Genomic DNA, 18,771 nt, shown 5'->3' with positions numbered 1-18,771 from the left:
ATGAAATGGCCTTTAGTCTCGATTCTGGTGCCATGTTTCAATCATGAGCTTTATATCGAAGAGTCGCTGCTAAGCGTCCTTGAGCAAGACTATGACAACTTCGAGCTGATCGTCGTCAACGACGGCTCGACCGACGCCAGCGCCGAGAAAATCGAAGCGCTGCGTCAGGTTCACGGCTTTCAGTTCTATCAGCAGGAAAACCAGGGCGTCAGCGCCGCGTTGAACAATGCCCTGAGCCATGCCCGTGGCGATCTTGTGGTGACCCACGATTCCGACGATGTAATGCTGGCCGGGCGCATCCGGCGTCAGGTCAGCTACATGCAGGAACACCCGGAGGTGGGCCTGCTGGGCGCGAAGGTCATCTATATCGATTCTCAGGGCAGGCCACTCAAGCACAAGTTTGCCAGTCACGCCCCGGTTCAGCGCTGGAGCTTCGACGAGTTACTGGCCGATGCCTATGCCGTCGGCGGGCCGGTCGCCATGTACAGGCGTGAAGCCATTGACCGGGTAGGCGGCTACGACCCGTCGATCAAGGTCCAGGACTTCCAGATGACCCTACGAATCGCCAAGGCCGGGTATCAGGTCCACATTCTTCCGGATCGTGTGACGCTGTACCGTCGACATGAAACCAATATTTCCAAGACCGCCTACAAGAGCCAGTTGATCTATGACCTTAAAGTCATCGAGGCCTACAGGGATAATCCTGCTTATGATGCAGGGCGTCTGGCGATCATCAACAAGGCCTTGAAAGAGTCGGTGGTGGCGGACAAGCCCTTTGCGCGTGGGCTGTTTGCCAGTCTTCCGGTCCATCGCTGGAACCGAGTGACATGGAAGAGGTTCAGGCACTTCATGTTCAAATACCGCAAGCCCAAGGGTGCCCAGTGAGTCAATCGTTACAGGACCTGCCATTGTTAAGCCGAGTCATCGCGCAAGGGAGCCTGCAGTTGCGCTCCGTCACTGAACATCTGGGTGTCGCCGGCGTGCTCCTGGCATTTGGCCTGTTCTGGAGCGTGGCCGGCGTTTTACTGACGCCGACGCTGAAATTCTATAGCTGGCTGCTGACCGCGTTTGTTTACCTGCCCTGCCTTTACCTGATCGTTCGTTATTTTCATGAGTTTCGTCACACGGTGCTAAACCGGCGCGAGCTATGGCTGTTTCTGCTGATCTTCTGCTGGTCGCTGATCTCGCTGGCATGGAGTGTTGGCGCCGAGCGCTATCTGACCATCATCAAGCGCGAACTGTTTTTCCTCATGTTGATCCTTGGCTGGATCGTCTGGGGGCGCACATTCAACCGGCCGTTGCAGAGCATGATGATTATTTGGGGCACGTTGGCCGGGCTGTATTCGCTGGCCGCCCTGATCGCCTACCCCATGCGCGGCATCGACCGGATGTACGGGTTCGGCGGTTTCATGGACAACCCCAACCCGGCGGGTTACACCATCGCTGCGCTGGTCGTGCTCAGTTGCACCTGGTGGCCGCAGAAGCTAACGGGTCGCGTGGTCTGGGCGTTGCTGCAGGCGTGTTCGGTGGCATTTGTCATCATGACCGGCAGTCGCGGTTCGATCGTCTCGCTGATGGCCGTGGCCGGTGTGGTGGTGTTGCTGGGCGGCGGGCGCTTCTACCGGACCTTGGCGGTCGTGGCGCTGGTTGCAGCTGTAGCGCTGGCGATATTCGAACCGTCGATCCTGCAACGTGGTGATTCCGAGCGCATGGTATTGATGAAGGGCGCCCTGGAGCTGATTCATCAGCGGCCCTGGCTGGGCATTGGCCTGAGCAGCGATTACGAAGTGTCGGCAGGCGGGGTGGTGTTCGGCCACTGCCACAATCTGATCCTCGATACGGCGGTGCAGTACGGTATTGCGTTTACTGCGTTGTGGATCTGGCTGTGGCTGTGGCTTGGCTTTCGTGCATGGCGCCACCGGGCAGAAAGCCTGGGCATGGCGATTCTGATGATCTGGGTCTTTGCCACCGTCGCTCAACAGTTCGACGTGTTCACCGTATTCGGTCGCGCCCGTGCCATGTGGATGGTGGTGTGGATGCCGTTCGTGCTGTCGCTGTGTCTCGGCAAGTCCGAGAAGAAAACGACGCTGAGCTGACCTTCACGCCTGCCCTGCAACTGCCAGATGCTCGCTGAGTATCTGGCGGTCCCACTGATGTGCGCTGTGCGCGCTATAGCTTTCAAAAAACAGATCCCCGTCCTGCTGCAGCAGCCACGCATGATCGTGCTGGTAGCGTCGCATGTGCTGAAAGTTGCGCAGGCACAGGCTTTTGCGCAGCGCACGACGCTGGGTTTTCATGTCGGCGATGTCGATGAGCCCCAGGTCGTTTTCAGGGGTCACCACCACGTTGCCCAGATGCAGCGAGCGGAAGTAGATGCCCTGATTATGCAATTGGGCTACGAAGCGTCCGAATTCGCTGAGGAGCGCGGCATCCTGAAAATGCGCCGGGTCCGCAATCAGTTGGCGAAGTGTCTGGCCTGGCAATGGCTCGTAATGCACCACATCGCGAGCAATATCGGCCACCCGGTAGGTGCCCAGTACGTGTGGGCAGGGAATTCCGCGTTTGCGCAGGGTCAGGGCGTTGCTGGCAAAGCGTTTGGCGTAGGGAAAGAACGCCGCCGACGAAATCAGGCGTTTGCGCCTAAACAGCTTCATGAAGTTGCCGTCGGTCAGGCGTAGCACCTTGTCCCCGAAGAAGTCGGCTTCTATGACTTCGGCGTCGCTGCGTAAGGCTTGGTAGTCAGCGTAGGCGAGTGCGCGCATGCGGGCTCCTTCGAAAATGGCGGCCATGATACCTCAGCAGGTCATCCGAGGCCCAATCCACTGCCCATGTGTTAGTATTTCGGCTCTTTTTATCGTATCGATGACCATGAGCACGCCAGAGAAACGCGAATCCTCCAGCCTGAAAATCTATTTCCGACTGCTGACTTATGTGAAACCTTATGTAGGCATCTTCCTGCTCAGTATCGTCGGCTTCGTCATCTTCGCCTCGACCCAGCCCATGCTGGCCGGCATTCTCAAGTATTTCGTCGATGGCCTGACCAACCCCCAGGCGGTGCTGTTCCCCAACGTGCCTTACCTGCGCGATCTGAAGTTGCTGCAGGCCGTGCCGCTGCTGATCGTATTGATCGCGGCATGGCAGGGGCTGGGGTCTTATCTGGGTAACTATTTCCTGGCCAAGGTCTCTCTGGGGCTGGTTCACGATCTGCGGGTGCAGTTGTTCAACAAACTGCTGGTCCTGCCCAACCGTTATTTCGATACCCACAACTCCGGGCATCTGATCTCGCGCATCACCTTCAACGTAACCATGGTCACCGGCGCCGCCACGGATGCCATCAAGGTGGTAATCCGCGAAGGTCTGACCATCGTTTTCCTGTTCATCTACCTGGTATGGATGAACTGGAAACTGACCATCGTCATGCTGGCGATCCTGCCGCTGATCGCCATCATGGTGGGCAGCTCGAGCAAAAAATTCCGCAAGCAGAGCAAGAAAATCCAGGTGGCGATGGGCGACGTGACCCACGTTGCGTCCGAAACCATTCAGGGTTATCGCGTGGTTCGCAGCTTCGGCGGCGAAAAGTACGAAGAAGGGCGCTTCGCCAAGGCCAGCACCAGCAACACGGATAAACAGCTGCGCATGACCAAGACCGGCGCGATCTACACGCCGATGCTGCAACTGGTGATCTATACCGCCATGGCCGTGTTGATGTTTCTGGTGTTGTGGCTGCGGGGCGATGCGACTGCAGGCGATCTGGTGGCCTACATCACCGCCGCAGGTCTGTTGCCAAAGCCGATCCGTCAGTTGTCTGAAGTCAGCTCCACCATTCAGAAAGGCGTTGCTGGCGCGGAGAGCATCTTCGAGCAGCTAGATGTAGAGCCCGAGCTTGATACCGGTACCGTGGAACTGGAGCGCGTGCAGGGCACTCTGGAAGTTCGCAACCTGAGCTTCACCTACCCCGAAACCCAGCGTCAGGTACTGCACGACATTAGCTTCACCGCTGCCCCTGGGCAGATGATCGCGCTGGTCGGGCGCTCCGGTAGCGGCAAGTCGACGCTGGCCAACCTGATTCCGCGTTTCTATCACCACACATCGGGGCAGATCCTGCTCGATGGCGTCGAGATCGAGAACTACCGTCTGCGCAACCTGCGTAAACATGTTGCCCAGGTGAATCAGAACGTCACCCTGTTCAACGACAGCGTCGCCAACAACATTGCGTATGGCGATCTGGCCGGTGCGCCGCGGGCGGATATCGAAGTGGCCGCTGCCGATGCCTATGCCAAGGAATTCGTCGATCAGCTGCCCGAAGGGTTCGATACCCAGGTGGGTGAAAACGGTGTGCTGCTGTCCGGTGGTCAGCGTCAGCGTCTGGCGATTGCCCGCGCGCTGCTGAAAAATGCGCCGCTGTTGATTCTCGACGAAGCGACCTCGGCGCTGGACACCGAATCCGAGCGCCACATTCAGGCAGCGCTGGATCACGTAATGAAGGGCCGGACGACGCTGGTTATCGCCCACCGTCTCTCGACCATCGAGCGCGCCGATCTGATTCTGGTCATGGACCAAGGGCGTATTGTCGAGCGCGGCACCCACTCCCAATTGCTGGAACACAACGGCTACTACGCGCGTCTGCACGCCATGGGCCTGGACGAGCCTGCGCCGGTTGGAGCCGTCTGACGGACCTTTCCCTACTCGCGCGTAACCCCATGGGAGTGAGCCTGCGCGCGGAAGCTGTGGCACAGTCAGCGATCATTCGCCTGCCCTGACGCCTCCCCGAACAAGCTCGCTGTCTCAGGTAATCCGTCGCGCGACGGTCATACCGAGTTTGCCTCTTGGTTCTCAAGCCTTCGCAAACCCTGTGCTAAGATTCCGCCCCTGTTCATTCTTAGTTACGGGTTGTTCGATGAAGTTGTCCATGCCGCGTTTCGATCAGGCACCAGTTCTGGTAGTGGGCGATGTCATGCTCGACCGCTATTGGCATGGCGGTACCTCGAGAATTTCACCTGAGGCTCCGGTTCCGGTGGTCAAGGTCGATCAGATCGAAGATCGGCCGGGCGGCGCTGCCAACGTGGCGTTGAACATCGCTGCATTGGGCGCAAAAGCGTCCCTGGTCGGCGTCACCGGTCAGGACGAAGCTGCCGAGAGCCTGAGCAATAGCCTCAAGGCCGCAGGCGTGAACACGCGCTTCCAGCGTATTGCCCACCAGCCCACTATCGTCAAATTGCGCGTCATGAGCCGCCACCAGCAGTTGCTGCGCATCGACTTCGAAGAACCCTTCGCCACCGACGCACAGGCCCTGATTGGTGATGTGAATGGACTTCTTTCAGGCGTCAAGGTGCTGGTGTTATCGGACTACGGCAAGGGCGCGCTGAAAAACCATCAAGTGCTGATCCAGGCTGCCCGTGATCACGGCATTCCGGTGTTGGCCGATCCCAAAGGCAAAGACTTCGCTATTTATCGCGGGGCCAGCGTCATTACGCCAAACCTCAGCGAATTCGAGGCCGTCGTCGGCCATTGTGTCGATGAGAACGAGCTGGTCACCAAGGGCGCGCAATTGATGGCAGAGCTTGAACTCGGCGCATTGCTGGTGACCCGTGGTGAACACGGCATGACCCTGCTGCGTCCCGATCAACAGGCGTTGCACCTGCCCGCCCGTGCCCGCGAAGTGTTTGATGTCACCGGTGCCGGCGATACAGTGATCTCCACCCTGGCGGCTGCCATCGCTGCGGGCGAGGAATTGCCCCACGCGGTAGCGCTGGCCAACCTCGCCGCCGGCATTGTCGTAGGCAAGCTGGGTACTGCGGCCATCAGCGCTCCAGAACTGCGCCGCGCAATCCAGCGCGCCGAGGGCTCGGAACGTGGCGTATTGAGCCTCGACCAATTACTGCTGGCCATCGACGACGCGCGCGCGCACAACGAGAAGATCGTATTCACCAACGGCTGCTTCGACATTCTCCATGCCGGCCACGTGACGTACCTGGAGCAGGCTCGGGCGCAAGGTGATCGCCTGATCGTCGCGGTCAACGACGACGCCTCGGTCAGTCGCCTGAAAGGCCCTGGTCGTCCAATCAACAGCGTTGACCGGCGCATGGCGGTGCTGGCGGGGCTCGGCGCCGTGGATTGGGTGATCAGCTTCCCTGAAGGCACTCCGGAAAACCTGCTGACCCACGTCAAGCCTGACGTGTTGGTCAAAGGCGGCGACTATGGCGTCGACCAGGTGGTCGGCGCGCCGATCGTGCAGGCTTACGGCGGTGAAGTGCGGGTATTGGGGCTGGTAGAAAACAGCTCGACCACTGCCATTGTCGAGAAAATTCGCGGGCAGTGATCGGGTAGCCCTTCAACTTTTGCCGAATGGCGCGATGTGAAGGGTGACGCAAAACTGTGGGAGTGAGTTTGCTGACGAATAGGTCGGTAGGTGCGCCGCGTTTTCAGGGGCGTCAATACCGCATTCGCGAGCAGGCTTGCTCCTACAGATTTCATTCAAGCATTTGATACCGCGCGAGCCCTCTACGACTTATGCAACGTCTTGCGCGCAATGCGCAGCAATTGTTTAGCGCCCACTTTCAACCGGCGTTTGATCCCGGTTTTCTCCGCTTTTAGCGGCGTCATGCCCTGTTGCAGCAACCAGTCTTTCCAGCGAATCCTCTCATCTCGTACCACCCAGCCCTGCTGCGCAGCGAAGCTCTCCGCCAGATACAGGCCGCGAGTGCCAGCGGGCGTCAGCTTGTCATTCCTCAGGGTATACAGCTCCGGCAGCGGTGAACCGTTCTCCAGTGGCATCAGGTAGAGGTCAGGCTTGCTGCGGTTCAGTCGGGTGACCAGTTGATCCTTCTCCAGTACCTCATCGACATGAAACAGACTCAGCGGGCGCGCCTCCTTCGGCACCTCCAGGCGCAGGTCATAAATCAACTGCAACGAAGCGGTGGGCAGATGAACGTAAGCGCGGGGGCGTTCGATCAGCGTCAGGCTGCCGCAACGCACCGGCCGTGCAGCGCCGGACAGCGGGCTCAGGCGAAAGGGCAGGGCTTCTCGATAGTGCAACGCAGCGGCATAAGGCGTGGGGAGCCAGGTGTCGTTGAACCGACCGCCGAGCCAGCCTTGTGGCGTTTCGATCAGGCATTCCTCAGCCACCTCCTGGATCGCCGTGTGCAGCGGCAGGTTCAGCTCATGGGCCGGGACGTAACCGGAAATCAGCTTCAAGACCACATCGCCGCGGTCCTGACGACGCTGGCGCACCAGAACCCAGTAATCACGATTCTGCCAATTGAGGGTCAGTCGCACCGAAACGCCCAGATTGGCCAGCTCGGTGGAAAAGCGCTCGCTGTCCTCCACCTCGATCTTGCGACGACGCTGCAGGGTCTGGGAAAAATTGAGCGGCATCCCGACGCTCTGGTAACTCAGGCCTTCGGGGGTGGCTTCGACGAACAGTGGCAGTGTCTTGAAGTCGCTGGGGTTCTTCCGAATCAGGGTTCGCGGCATATCGGCTCCTTCTTGCGTTGGGGGCGGCCGCCCACTTCAGGCTTGACGGCGTATTACGGCAGCGGCAGTGGCTACGTTATGGGCCAGGTGCAAGGGGTTGATCGTCCCGACGATAGCACCGGCCACGCCAGGGTGTGCAAACAGCAGTTCGAAACTGGCTTGCACAGGATCGACTCCGGGGCTCAGGCAAACGTGCCCGCTGGCCAATGCTTTTTTGATGAGGATCCCCTTGCCATGAGCGGCAGCGTAATCCAGAACCGGTTTTTCACCTTGCTCGTTGAGGTTGTAGGTGACCATGGCGCAGTCCCCTTCGCGCAGGGCCAGCAGCGCGCCCTCAACCGTCTTGCCCGAAAAGCCGAAGCCACGAATCTTGCCTTCTTGCTTGAGTTCGGCAAGGGTCCGGTAGACATCGCATTCGTTGAGCACATGCAGGTCATTGCCGTCGGAATGAACCAGCACCAGATCGATGAAATCGGTTTGCAGGCGCTGAAGGCTGCGCTCTACCGACATGCGCGTGTGAGCAGCGCTGAAGTCATGGCTCGACTGTCCGGCTTCGAACTCTTCGCCGACTTTGCTGACGATGACCCAGTCGTGACGCTGCCTGCGCAGCAGCGGGCCGAGACGCTCTTCGCTGCGGCCATAGGCGGGCGCAGTGTCGATCAGGTTGATACCCAGAACTCGGGCCTGCTTGAGCAGCATCCGCGCTTCGTTGTCGTCGGGAATGGTGAAACCGTTGGGGTATTTGACGCCCTGATCGCGGCCCAGCTTGACGGTTCCCAGGCCGATGGGGGAGACGTCGATGCCGAGACTGCCCAAGGGTCGATGCAGATCATGCAAGGTCTTCATGGCAGCAACACGTCCCACACCGGTTTGGCCAGCGGTGGCTTGGGCAGGTCTGTAACGACCGGTTGCTGGAGCGGGTGAATGTTGTCGCGGGACAAGGCGGCCAGCACGCGGTCGGCGAAGTCTGGCGCCAGCGCCAGTTTGGTTGGCCAGCCCACCATCAGGCGACCCTGCACGTCGAGGAACGCGTTGTCGGGCCTGACCAGCCCGCTCTGTTGCGGCTCGGCGCGATCCACGCGCAACGTGGCGAACTGCGCCTGACTCAGATCGACCCAGGGCAGCAGCTGCGAGAGTTCTTTTTTGGCGAAGGCAATCTGCTCGGCGGGCTCGCGGGCCACGCCGTCGGCTTCGGAAATATCGCCGCCCAGATACCACACCCACTGACCGTCGGCGGCCGGGTGCGTGGTGATGGTGATGCGCGGCTTCGGTCCGCCACCCAGACAGTGGGCGTACAGGGGCTTTAGCGTTGGTCCCTTGACCAGCACCATCTGCAGGGGCCGGCGCTGCATGGCCGGTTGGCTGACATTCAAAGCGTTGAGAAGGTCCGCAGTGCCTGCACCGGCACTCAGCACCACGCGCTGGGCCTGAATGTCACGTCCGTCGACCCGCAGACCGATCAATTCGTCGCCCTTGCGCAGCGGTTCGATGCTCTCGCCAGCCAGCAGACTGTCACCCGCCAGTTCCGCGAGTTTTTGCACAAGGCTTGGCACATCGATTACCAGTTCTGCGAGGCGATAGACCTTGCCCTTGAATCGCGGGTCTTGCAGGGCTGGAGGCAGATCGCTGCCCTTAACCTGATCGACGCGGCCACGCACGGCCTTGCTGGCAAAAAAGCTGGTGAGGTTGCCGGCGATGGTGCCCGGTGACCACAGGTAATGTGCTTCGGAAAGCAATCGGACGCCCGAGAGGTCAAGCTCACCTTTGCCGTCCAACGCTTCGCGCCAGCGGCGGGGCATGTCGGCGATGGCTTCCGAGGCACCGGACAGCGCGCCATGCAGCGCATACTTGGCGCCGCCGTGAATGATCCCCTGAGACTTGAACGTCTGCCCGCCACCCAGGCTGGCGCTCTCTACTACCACTGTCGAAAAGCCTTGCTGACGCAGACGGGCGTTGAGCCAGAGGCCGGCAACGCCTGCGCCGACAATCAGGACGTCAGTGGAAATAGCGGATGGCATGAGCACCTCAGATGGCAAAGCGAATCGCGCCATTATAGGGGAAGGCGCTTTTCAATGAGCCGCTTTTCAAGGCCGGCTTTAATGACCTGCCGTTTTCGAGAACAGCTGGATGACCACAACGCCCGCCACTATAAGGCCCATGCCGGCGATGGCGGGCAGGTCGAGTTTCTGATCGTAGATGAACAGCGCAGCGACGCTCACCATGACGATACCCATGCCTGCCCAGACTGCGTAGGCGACGCCCACCGGGATGCTGCGCACCACCAGCGTCAGCATCCAGAACGCCACGCCGTAACCCACGATCACCAGTAACAGTGGCACAGGTGTGCTCAGGCCTTTTACGGCTTTCATGGAGACGGTGCCGATGACTTCGGCACAGATGGCGATGGCGAGCAGGTAGTAGGCAGACATGATGCAACTCTCTTCAAAAAAGCAGTATTCGATTCCGGCGGGGCTGGGAACGCGAAGGCGGTAAAGGTTGCGATGGCCAACGCCCGAAGCCGGTCAGGAGGTGAGTCTGTTCGATCTCTACAGCGCACGCCAGTTTCGGATAACCGAGGCCAGGCGTGCCGATGGAAAAGCACAAGCCCATGAAGCCGGTGCATTCGACGCTTTGCCCATCATCTGAAGGCCGTTGGCTGATAAACTCCGCGCCCATGAATAGAACTCTCTACAGCATCCTGTTGCACCTCGGTCTGCCCCTGATCGCTCTGCGCCTATGGTTGCGGGCGCGCAAAGCCCCGGCTTACGCGCAACGTATCGGTGAGCGTTTCGCCCACGGGCTGGCGCCGATGCAAACAGGCGGCATCTGGGTGCATGCCGTTTCGGTGGGCGAAAGTATTGCCGCCGCGCCCATGGTTCGCGCCTTGCTGGCGCGTTATCCACAACTGCCGATCACCATAACCTGCATGACGCCGACCGGCTCCGAGCGCATCCTGTCGATGTTTGCCAACGAGCCGCGCGTGCAGCATTGCTACCTGCCTTACGATTTCCCTTGGGCGGCGGGGCGTTTTCTCGATCATGTCCAGCCGAAGATCGGCGTGATCATGGAAACCGAGCTGTGGCCCAACCACATTCATCAATGTGCAAAGCGGGGTATCCCGACGGTGCTCGCTAACGCGCGTCTGTCGCAGCGTTCTGCGCGCGGCTACGGAAAGTTCGCCAGGCTTACCCGACCGATGCTCGCCGAAATGAGCCTGATTGCCGTGCAGACCGAAACCGAAGCTCGGCGTTTTCGTGATCTCGGTGCCCGGCCTGACTGCGTCACAGTGACCGGCTCGATCAAGTTCGACCTGACCATTGACCTGCAGTTGCTGCAGCGTGCGGCGCGACAGCGTGAGGTCTGGCAGACGGCTGCGCGGCCCGTGTGGATCGCCGCCAGTACGCATGCGGGTGAGGATGAAGTGGTGCTGTCCGCCCATCGCGACGTCCTGAAAAACCATCCTGATGCACTGTTGATTCTCGTACCGCGCCACCCTGAGCGCTTCGATAGCGTGTTCGAATTGAGCCAGCAGCAGGGCTTTGCCAGCGTACGTCGGTCAACGGACGCGCCTGTGATAAACGGGACGTCGGTGCTGATGGGCGACACCATGGGCGAGTTGCTGTTTCTCTACGCCCTGGCTGACATCGCGTTCGTCGGGGGCAGTCTGGTACCCAACGGAGGGCATAACCTGCTGGAGCCTGCGGCGCTGGACAAGCCGGTTCTGAGCGGTCCGCACCTGTTCAACTTCCTCGAAATCGCTGCGATGCTGCGCAATGCCGGGGCGCTGGAAGAGGTCAGTGATTCAGCAGGGCTGGCAGCGGTGGTGCAGCGACTGATCGAACAGCCGCAGCAGGCCAAGGCTATGGCAGACGCCGGGTTGCAGGTGATGAAAGCCAATCAGGGGGCGTTGCAGCAATTATTGGATGGGATCGCGAAACTGCTGGCCCTGCACTGAACCGCTTTTGATTCTGGGCGTAGCCCGTAGGAGCAAGCTTGCCCGCCAGCTGAACGCCCACGCTCTTTGGGCAGAATACAGAAACGATCCGCGCTAACGATCATCCTCTCGGCGGATCAACTGCTTACCTTGCGCTCGGCCGTTCAAAATTCTTCGCCGCCTCTTTCGCCAGATCCGGCGGCAGGAAGTCCTTGTCCGGGTTGTAGTCAGGCTTCAGGAAGCGCGACAGGTCCTGCAGATCCCCCGGGCTCAAAGTCCCGGCAGCCTGTTTCAGACGCAGGTTATCGAGGATGTAGTCATAGCGGGTGTTGTTGTAATCGCGCACCGAGGCGTACAGCTGGCGTTGCGCGTCGAGTACGTCGACGATGTTGCGCGTGCCCACTTGATAGCCGATTTCGGTAGCCTCCAGCGCGCTCTGGCTGGAGATGATCGACTGCTTGCGCGCCTGCACCTGTTCCACATCGGTATTTACTGCACGGTGCAGGTTGCGGGTGTTTTCCACCACCTGACGCCGCATGCCTTCGCGCTGTTGTTCGCTCTGGCCCAAGCGGGCGTAGGCTTCACGCACTTGCGAACTGGTCAGGCCACCGCTGTAGATCGGGATGTTCACTTGCAGGCCGATGCTGCGTTGTTCGACGCTGCCATGGAAGTCTTGACCGGTGTAGTTGGGATTGCTGAAGCCTAGCGGGTCGTTATCGCCTTTTTCGTACTGAGCCACGGCATCGACAGTCGGTGCGTGGCCGGCCTTGCGCTGGCGCAGAGTTTCTTCGGCAGCGCTGACCGCGTAGTTGCTGGCGAGCAGATTGAGGTTCTGCTGCGAAGCCGTGTCGACCCAGGATTTCGCATCGTTGGGCGTCGGCGCGAGCACCGGCAGCGTGTGCACGATGCCTTCGATGGAGTTGTATTCGCGGTTGGTCAGGGTCATCAAGGCCTGAAACGCGTCGTCCACCTGACGCTGGGCAACGATGCGCGATGCGCGGGCAGTGTCGTAGCTGGCCTGAGCCTGCAGCACGTCGGTCTTGTCCGAAAGACCGACATCGAAGCGCCCGTTGGCTTGATCCAGCTGCCGTTTGAACGCCGCCTCTTCAGCTTTGGTCGAGGCCAGGTTGTCCTGCGCTCGCAGCACCGTGAAGTAGTCTTCGGCGCTTTGCAGAATCAGGTTTTGTTCAGTGGCCGAGAGTTGCAGCAGGGCCTGTTCGTTGACGTCCTTGGCCGCCTTGAGCTGGAACCAGCGGTCGGCACGGAAAATCGGCTGGCTCAAGGTGGCGCGATAGACGGTGCCGCTGCGGTTGATCACAGCGGAGGGCTGATCGATCTTGGTGCGCGTGTCGTTTATGTCGGCACCGCCGGAAATATTCGGCAGCAGGCCTGCGCGGGCCTGGGGCACGATCTCTTTTTGCGCGGCGTAATCGGCCCGCGCTGCAGCCAGGTCCGCGTTGTTGTTGACGGCTTCCTGATAGACGCTGACCAGTCCGGTCCTGGTCGGCATAGGCAAGTCCGCTGCCACCGCCATTGCATTCGAAGCACACGACACGGCAATGGCCAGTGAAAGTTTGCGCAGCATAGACATTTCCTAGAGTTGTTGTCGCTGAATCAGGTGCAAACGGCTTTGGCGCCGCGAAGCGAGTGTAGTTCCGCCAAGTCGCGACAACAATTGGCTAAAACAGGCTTTTAACGGGCGTTTGAATTCCGCTCTTGGTGTTTTCGGCGTACGACGTCTAGACTGACGCCGTTCTTGTCGGGGTGCCTTGCTATGAGGCTGAGATCGGATAATCCGGATCCCGTTGAACCTGATCAGGTTAGCGCCTGCGTAGGGAACAAGATTTCTCGTCTCCCGGCGAGTCCTCTTGAGTGTCGTCCGGGGTCGTCTTTGTTCATTTCTTGAACAGTCCTCGCCTTTCGATTCTCAGCATCGGTGTTCGTATCCGGCTGCCTCCGTCCGTTCGAATCAGGCTCAAGCTCCGACAAATCAATCCGCCGCTGGATGATGTCTGGAGAGCCCGTGATGAGTACAACACTAAAAAACGCCAATCTGAGTGAGTCAGCCCAGGTCGATTCGGGGTCGGTTCAGCCGTTCACCCGCTCGCAGAAAATCTACGTTCAGGGTTCGCGCCCGGACATCCGCGTGCCCATGCGTGAAATCAGCCTGGACGCTACTCCAACTGATTTTTCTGGAACAAAGAGCGGAGGTGAAATCAACGCGCCGGTCTGCGTGTACGACACTTCCGGCCCTTACACCGACCCCAACGTCGTGATCGACGTGCGCAAAGGTCTGGGTGATGTGCGCTCGGCGTGGATCGAATCCCGTGGCGACACCGAACGACTTGCCGGCCTGACTTCCAATTTCGGCCAGCAGCGCCTGGCCGATGCCGAGCTGACCAAACTGCGCTTCGCCCACGTGCGCAACCCTCGTCGCGCCAGGGCCGGGGCCAACGTCAGCCAGATGCACTACGCGCGTCAGGGCATCATCACTGCCGAGATGGAATACGTCGCCATCCGCGAGAACATGAAGCTGCAAGAGGCCCGCGCGGCCGGTCTGCTGAAACAGCAACATGCCGGGCACAGCTTCGGCGCGAGCATTCCAAAAGAAATCACCCCTGAATTCGTGCGCGAGGAAATCGCCCGGGGCCGCGCGATCATTCCGGCCAACATCAACCACGTCGAACTCGAACCCATGATCATTGGCCGTAACTTCCTGGTGAAGATCAACGGCAACATTGGTAACAGTGCGCTGGGGTCGTCCATCGAAGAGGAAGTGGCGAAGCTGACCTGGGGCATTCGCTGGGGTTCGGATACGGTGATGGACCTGTCCACCGGCAAGCACATTCACGAAACCCGCGAGTGGATCATCCGCAATTCGCCAGTACCGATTGGCACGGTGCCGATCTACCAGGCGCTGGAAAAGGTTGGCGGCGCCGCTGAAGACCTGACCTGGGAGCTGTTCCGCGACACGCTGATCGAGCAGGCTGAGCAGGGTGTCGACTACTTCACCATCCACGCCGGCGTGCTATTGCGGTATGTACCGCTGACCGCCAAACGCGTTACCGGGATCGTCAGCCGTGGCGGTTCGATCATGGCCAAGTGGTGCCTGGCGCATCATCAGGAAAACTTCCTCTACACCCACTTCGACGAAATCTGCCAAATCATGAAGGCCTACGACGTCAGCTTTTCGCTGGGCGACGGCCTGCGTCCGGGGTCGATTGCCGACGCCAACGACGAAGCGCAGTTCGGTGAGCTGGAAACCCTCGGTGAACTGACCAAAATCGCCTGGAAACACGACGTGCAGTGCATGATCGAAGGCCCCGGTCATGTGCCCATGCAGTTGATCAAAGAGAACATGGACAAGCAGTTAGAGTGCTGCGACGAAGCGCCGTTCTACACCCTCGGCCCGCTGACCACCGACATTGCGCCCGGTTATGACCACATCACCTCCGGCATCGGCGCGGCGATGATCGGCTGGTTCGGCTGCGCGATGCTTTGCTACGTGACGCCCAAGGAGCACTTGGGCCTGCCGAACAAGGACGACGTGAAGACCGGGATCATTACTTACAAGATCGCCGCACATGCTGCCGATCTCGCCAAAGGCCATCCGGGCGCGCAGATTCGCGACAACGCCTTGAGCAAGGCACGCTTCGAGTTCCGCTGGGAGGACCAGTTCAACCTCGGTCTGGACCCTGACACGGCGCGCTTGTATCACGACGAGACGCTGCCCAAGGACTCGGCCAAGGTCGCGCATTTCTGCTCCATGTGCGGGCCGAAGTTCTGCTCGATGAAAATCACCCAGGAAGTACGTGAATACGCGGCCAACCAGAAGATCGAGGCCGTGGACTTGTCCGTGGCCGAAGGTATGCGCGAGCAGGCCGAGCGCTTCAAGCAGGAAGGTAGTCAGCTTTATAAGAAGGTTTGAATCGCCTCGCCTGACGCTGATCGTTCCCACGCTTCGCGTGGTAACCCCTTGGTGATGCTCCGCGTCACATGGGATGCGGAGCGTCCGGGCGCGCCTGCCTACGCAAAGCGTGGGAACGATCATCAATGTTTTGTTCATCCGAGAAAATGACGTGAACACACCCGGCACCTATTCACCTGACATTCCCGTCCCCGCCGATAAACGTGTCTTCGGCGGGCGCGATCTGTTTTCCCTGTGGTTTTCCCTTGGTATTGGCCTGATGGTGCTGCAGACCGGTGCGTTGCTCGCGCCGGGGCTGGGCATGTACGGCGCCATGCTGGCGATTTTCCTGGGCACGCTGGTGGGCGTCCTGCTGCTTGCTGCGGTGGGCGTGGTCGGCAGCGATACCGGTCTTTCGTCAATGGCAGCGCTCAAGCTCAGCCTCGGCACCAAGGGTGCAGGCTTGCCCGCGATGCTCAACCTGCTGCAGCTGGTGGGTTGGGGCGCATTCGAGATCATTGTCATGCGCGATGCAGCCAGTCTGCTGGGCGCGGGCGTGTTTGCTGAATCCAGCCTCTTGGCCAGTCCGCTGCTCTGGACGTTGGTATTTGGTGCGCTGGCGACGCTTCTGGCGGTCAGTGGTCCTCTGACTTTCGTCAGGCAGATCCTGCGCAAATGGGGCATCTGGTTGCTACTCGCAGCGTGCGCCTGGCTGACCTGGAACCTGCTGATCAAGGCGGATCTGGCCGTGCTTTGGTCACGCGCTGGCGACGGATCGCTACCGTTCGCGGCAGGTTTTGATATCGCCATTGCGATGCCGCTGTCCTGGCTGCCGCTGATTGCCGATTACTCACGTTTCGGCAAGCGCGCGAGCGGCGTGTTCGGCGGTACGGTGCTGGGCTTTTTTATCGGTAATTTCTGGCTGATGACACTGGGCGTTGCTTACACCCTGGCCTTCGCACCGAGTGGCGAAAGCAACGCGCTGCTGCTGGCGCTGGCCGGGGCAGGAATGGGACTTCCACTGCTGCTGATCCTGCTTGATGAATCCGAGAATGCCTTCGCCGACATTCACTCGGCCGCCGTTTCAAGCGGAATCCTGTTGAAGGCCAAAGTCGAGCATCTGGCAATGGCCATCGGCGTTATCTGCACGCTGATCGCCTGCTTCGCGCCATTGGCGCAATATCAGAATTTCCTGCTGCTCATCGGTTCGGTGTTCGCGCCGCTGTTTGGCGTGGTACTGGTGGATCACTTCATCCTGCGTCGTCGCAGGCATGACGCCGCAACGGTGGGATTGCGCTGGATGAGCCTGCTGGCCTGGCTGGGCGGGATTTCGACCTATCACCTGCTGGCTAATTTTTACCCGGACGTCGGTGCAACATTGCCAGCCCTGGTGATGGCTGGCATGTTGCAGCTACTGCTGGGTAAGGCAATCAGCTCCGGCCAGGGAACAGTTCCGGCTTGATGATGCCATTGAGCTGTGGATAAGGAATCTTCAGCTCGATGTGACCCATGGCGTACGGGGCGATGGTGGTGACGGGATATTTCAGGATCACTGCGCCGTACGTCAGCGCGACGTTGGCAGTTCGCTTGAATGGCCAGGTCTTCTGGAACTCAGTGTCCTTGTCCAGTTTGGTGCTGATTTGCCAGGCGTGATGCGCCAGTTCAGCTTTTTCCCAGAACGCCGCTTCCTGGCCTGGCACCAGCATATCGGCCAGGGTCAGCACCTTCTGCTGCGGGCGCGAATAGTTGATGAAGGCACGGCCCGGATTGCCCTGCGCACTGCCGGTGTCCAGATAGCTCGAAAGCTCGACGATGACGATACCGTCATGCTGTTCGCGGACTTTGGCTTGCAAATAACTGCTGCTGCGGGCCTGGGCGTGCGCCAGGAATTGCTCTTGATAGGCTTTGAGCGTCGGCGGCACTGGGCCATCGCTGTCACTGCGGGTCAATTGCAGCAAGGTGCGCTGGACGATCGTGTCGAGTTTCGGTTCGTCCGGAAAATGCACGGTATCAATATTGACCAGTGGGCAATCGCTGGTGGTGCAGCCGGGCTTGACAAGTTCGGAAGCGTCGCGCTGAACGGTCAGCGGACTGCGCAGGTTGGGTTGAAACAGGCTTTGGCAGGCGCCCAGTATCAGGGCCAGGCAGGCCATTGAAATGATCTTCAGAAACGACATGTTGATCCTTGGCGTTAGCATATGGGCCATCACAGGGGTAACGGCAACAGGCTTCGACTGTATCTGGCGCAATCAGTTCGCCATTGGGCGGATTAGAGTGCCTTTGCCCTGCTGTCGTCTACCCTGAGTGCCGAATTTGCCTGTTTCAGGGGGCTGCATCCGGCGCGACAGCACGTTAGGATGGCGCGAAGTCACGAGTGCTTTGCAGTGAGAAATTTATGACCGATAACGCTAGATCCACACCCACCAAGCACGAAATCACCCACCGTGAAAACTGCTTCAAGGGTTTCTACCAACTGGACCGTCTGCACCTGCGTCACGAGCTGTTCGACGGCGGCATGAGCCCGGAAATCAAGCGTGAACTGTTCGTGCGCCATGACGCCGTGTGCGTGCTGCCGTATGACGCCGTGCGTGACGAAGTGGTGCTGCTCGAGCAGTTTCGGGTCGGCGTGATCGGCAAGCATCCCAACCCCTGGCTGATCGAAATGGTCGCGGGCCTGATCGACAAAAAAGAGGAGCCCGAGCAGGTTGCTCACCGCGAAGGAGAGGAGGAAGCTGGGCTTGTCTTCAGTGCGCTGTGGCCGATCACCAAGTACTTTCCGTCGCCCGGTGGCAGTAACGAATTCGTGCACCTGTACTTGGGTAAATGCAAGAGCGAGGGGGCCGGTGGGGTGCATGGGCTGGAGGAAGAGGCCGAAGACATCCGCGTATCGGTCTGGTCGTTCGATGACGCGATGCAGGCGGTAAAAGACGGTCGCATCGTCAATGCGGCAACTATCATCGCAATACAGTGGCTGGCGCTCAATCGCGCCGAAATCAGGGGGCTATGGTCGTGAATCTACTGCGCGAGCGCTACCGTGTCGACCTCGCCGGGCTGCAAGCAGCCTGTGAGGCGAACTACGCGCGCTTGATGCGTCTGTTACCGGACATGCGCAACAAACAACGCTCGCGGCGGGTGGCCGTCACTCAGGGCGATCAGATGCTCGGTGTGCTGGCGGTCGAGGTAATGCTTGACTGCCCGTATACCACCACCCTGCAAGTCCGCCAGGAACACAGCCTGCCCTGGCTGCCGGTGCCGGTGCTGGAAGTGCAGGTCTATCACGACGCGCGCATGGCCGAAGTCATCGGCGCCGAGCATGCGCGGCGCTTTCAGGGCATCTACCCGTATCCCAACGCCGACATGCACCAGCCTGATGAAAAGGCCCAGTTGAATCTCTTCCTTGGCGAGTGGCTCAGCCACTGTCTGGCGTGCGGCCATGAGTACGAGGTTGTGCGCTGAC

Annotated in this window: 16 protein-coding genes and 1 riboswitch; of the genes, 9 read left to right on the top strand and 7 right to left on the bottom strand. The window is 59.9% G+C overall.

The window, feature by feature from the left end; all coding sequences use genetic code 11:
* A complete protein-coding gene (locus EC915_RS13115) occupies window positions 1-885 on the top strand; it encodes a glycosyltransferase family A protein (protein ID WP_133750958.1) in 885 nt (294 codons plus the stop codon).
* Window positions 882-2,096: an O-antigen ligase gene (locus tag EC915_RS13110; RefSeq protein ID WP_166650981.1), complete on the top strand. Its 1,215-nt coding sequence runs from the start codon at window positions 882-884 to the stop codon at window positions 2,094-2,096. Before EC915_RS13115 ends, EC915_RS13110 begins: the two co-directional genes overlap by 4 nt.
* Window positions 2,097-2,099: 3 nt before the next feature.
* On the opposite strand, the gene EC915_RS13105 is transcribed toward EC915_RS13110, so the two are convergent.
* Entirely contained in the window at window positions 2,100-2,762 is a 663-nt protein-coding gene (locus EC915_RS13105) for a toluene tolerance protein (protein ID WP_133750956.1), read from the bottom strand.
* A 106-nt stretch (window positions 2,763-2,868) separates the two neighbouring features.
* Here EC915_RS13105 and msbA point away from each other — a divergent pair, with 106 nt between their 5' ends.
* Together msbA and hldE are read left to right on the top strand one after the other, a co-directional pair.
* Window positions 2,869-4,671 (top strand): lipid A export permease/ATP-binding protein MsbA, encoded by a 1,803-nt coding sequence (gene msbA, locus EC915_RS13100; RefSeq protein ID WP_133750955.1) that lies wholly within the window; start codon window positions 2,869-2,871, stop codon window positions 4,669-4,671.
* 226 nt (window positions 4,672-4,897) lie between these two features.
* Window positions 4,898-6,319 carry a bifunctional D-glycero-beta-D-manno-heptose-7-phosphate kinase/D-glycero-beta-D-manno-heptose 1-phosphate adenylyltransferase HldE gene (gene hldE / locus EC915_RS13095; protein WP_133750954.1) on the top strand — a complete coding sequence of 474 codons (1,422 nt, stop codon included), beginning with the start codon at window positions 4,898-4,900 and terminating at the stop codon, window positions 6,317-6,319.
* 182 nt (window positions 6,320-6,501) lie between these two features.
* Here hldE and EC915_RS13090 read toward each other — a convergent pair whose 3' ends face one another.
* The 4 genes from EC915_RS13090 to EC915_RS13075 all read right to left on the bottom strand — a co-directional run bounded on the left by EC915_RS13090 (window position 6,502) and on the right by EC915_RS13075 (window position 9,902).
* Window positions 6,502-7,473, bottom strand: a complete 972-nt coding sequence (locus EC915_RS13090; RefSeq protein WP_133750953.1) for a metal ABC transporter ATPase — start codon at window positions 7,471-7,473, stop codon at window positions 6,502-6,504.
* A 36-nt stretch (window positions 7,474-7,509) separates the two neighbouring features.
* Entirely contained in the window at window positions 7,510-8,319 is an 810-nt protein-coding gene (locus tag EC915_RS13085; protein WP_133750952.1) for an aldo/keto reductase, read from the bottom strand.
* Window positions 8,316-9,491 carry an FAD-binding oxidoreductase gene (locus tag EC915_RS13080; protein WP_133750951.1) on the bottom strand — a complete coding sequence of 392 codons (1,176 nt, stop codon included), beginning with the start codon at window positions 9,489-9,491 and terminating at the stop codon, window positions 8,316-8,318. Before EC915_RS13080 ends, EC915_RS13085 begins: the two co-directional genes overlap by 4 nt.
* A 78-nt stretch (window positions 9,492-9,569) precedes the next feature.
* A complete protein-coding gene (locus tag EC915_RS13075; protein WP_133750950.1) occupies window positions 9,570-9,902 on the bottom strand; it encodes a multidrug efflux SMR transporter in 333 nt (110 codons plus the stop codon).
* 245 nt (window positions 9,903-10,147) lie between these two features.
* On the opposite strand from EC915_RS13075, the gene waaA reads away from it, so the two are divergent.
* Window positions 10,148-11,428 (top strand): lipid IV(A) 3-deoxy-D-manno-octulosonic acid transferase, encoded by a 1,281-nt coding sequence (waaA, locus tag EC915_RS13070; protein ID WP_133750949.1) that lies wholly within the window; start codon window positions 10,148-10,150, stop codon window positions 11,426-11,428.
* Between the two features lie 124 nt (window positions 11,429-11,552).
* On the opposite strand, the gene EC915_RS13065 is transcribed toward waaA, so the two are convergent.
* Entirely contained in the window at window positions 11,553-12,992 is a 1,440-nt protein-coding gene (locus tag EC915_RS13065; protein WP_133750948.1) for a TolC family outer membrane protein, read from the bottom strand.
* A gap of 165 nt (window positions 12,993-13,157) precedes the next feature.
* Window positions 13,158-13,262, top strand: a riboswitch (TPP riboswitch).
* Between the two features lie 171 nt (window positions 13,263-13,433).
* Between EC915_RS13065 and thiC the strand changes: the two genes are divergently transcribed.
* The gene (gene thiC, locus EC915_RS13060) at window positions 13,434-15,335 is read left to right on the top strand and encodes a phosphomethylpyrimidine synthase ThiC (RefSeq protein WP_133750947.1); all 1,902 of its coding nucleotides are present in this window, start codon (window positions 13,434-13,436) and stop codon (window positions 15,333-15,335) included.
* A gap of 151 nt (window positions 15,336-15,486) precedes the next feature.
* Window positions 15,487-16,776 (top strand): putative hydroxymethylpyrimidine transporter CytX, encoded by a 1,290-nt coding sequence (cytX, locus tag EC915_RS13055; RefSeq protein ID WP_133750946.1) that lies wholly within the window; start codon window positions 15,487-15,489, stop codon window positions 16,774-16,776.
* Here cytX and EC915_RS13050 read toward each other — a convergent pair.
* Window positions 16,745-17,491 (bottom strand): RsiV family protein, encoded by a 747-nt coding sequence (locus tag EC915_RS13050; protein ID WP_133750945.1) that lies wholly within the window; start codon window positions 17,489-17,491, stop codon window positions 16,745-16,747. The two genes, cytX and EC915_RS13050, sit on opposite strands and share 32 nt — an antisense overlap.
* Before the next feature lie 218 nt (window positions 17,492-17,709).
* Here EC915_RS13050 and EC915_RS13045 point away from each other — a divergent pair, with 218 nt between their 5' ends.
* Entirely contained in the window at window positions 17,710-18,327 is a 618-nt protein-coding gene (locus EC915_RS13045; protein WP_133750944.1) for an NUDIX domain-containing protein, read from the top strand.
* Entirely contained in the window at window positions 18,318-18,770 is a 453-nt protein-coding gene (locus EC915_RS13040; protein ID WP_133750943.1) for a DUF1249 domain-containing protein, read from the top strand. Before EC915_RS13045 ends, EC915_RS13040 begins: the two co-directional genes overlap by 10 nt.
* Window position 18,771: the final 1 nt, after the last annotated feature.

It is taken from the genome of Pseudomonas sp. LP_7_YM, from assembly GCF_004364435.1.
Taxonomy (GTDB): Bacteria; Pseudomonadota; Gammaproteobacteria; order Pseudomonadales; family Pseudomonadaceae; genus Aquipseudomonas.
This window is presented reverse-complemented; position numbering and strand designations above follow the sequence as displayed.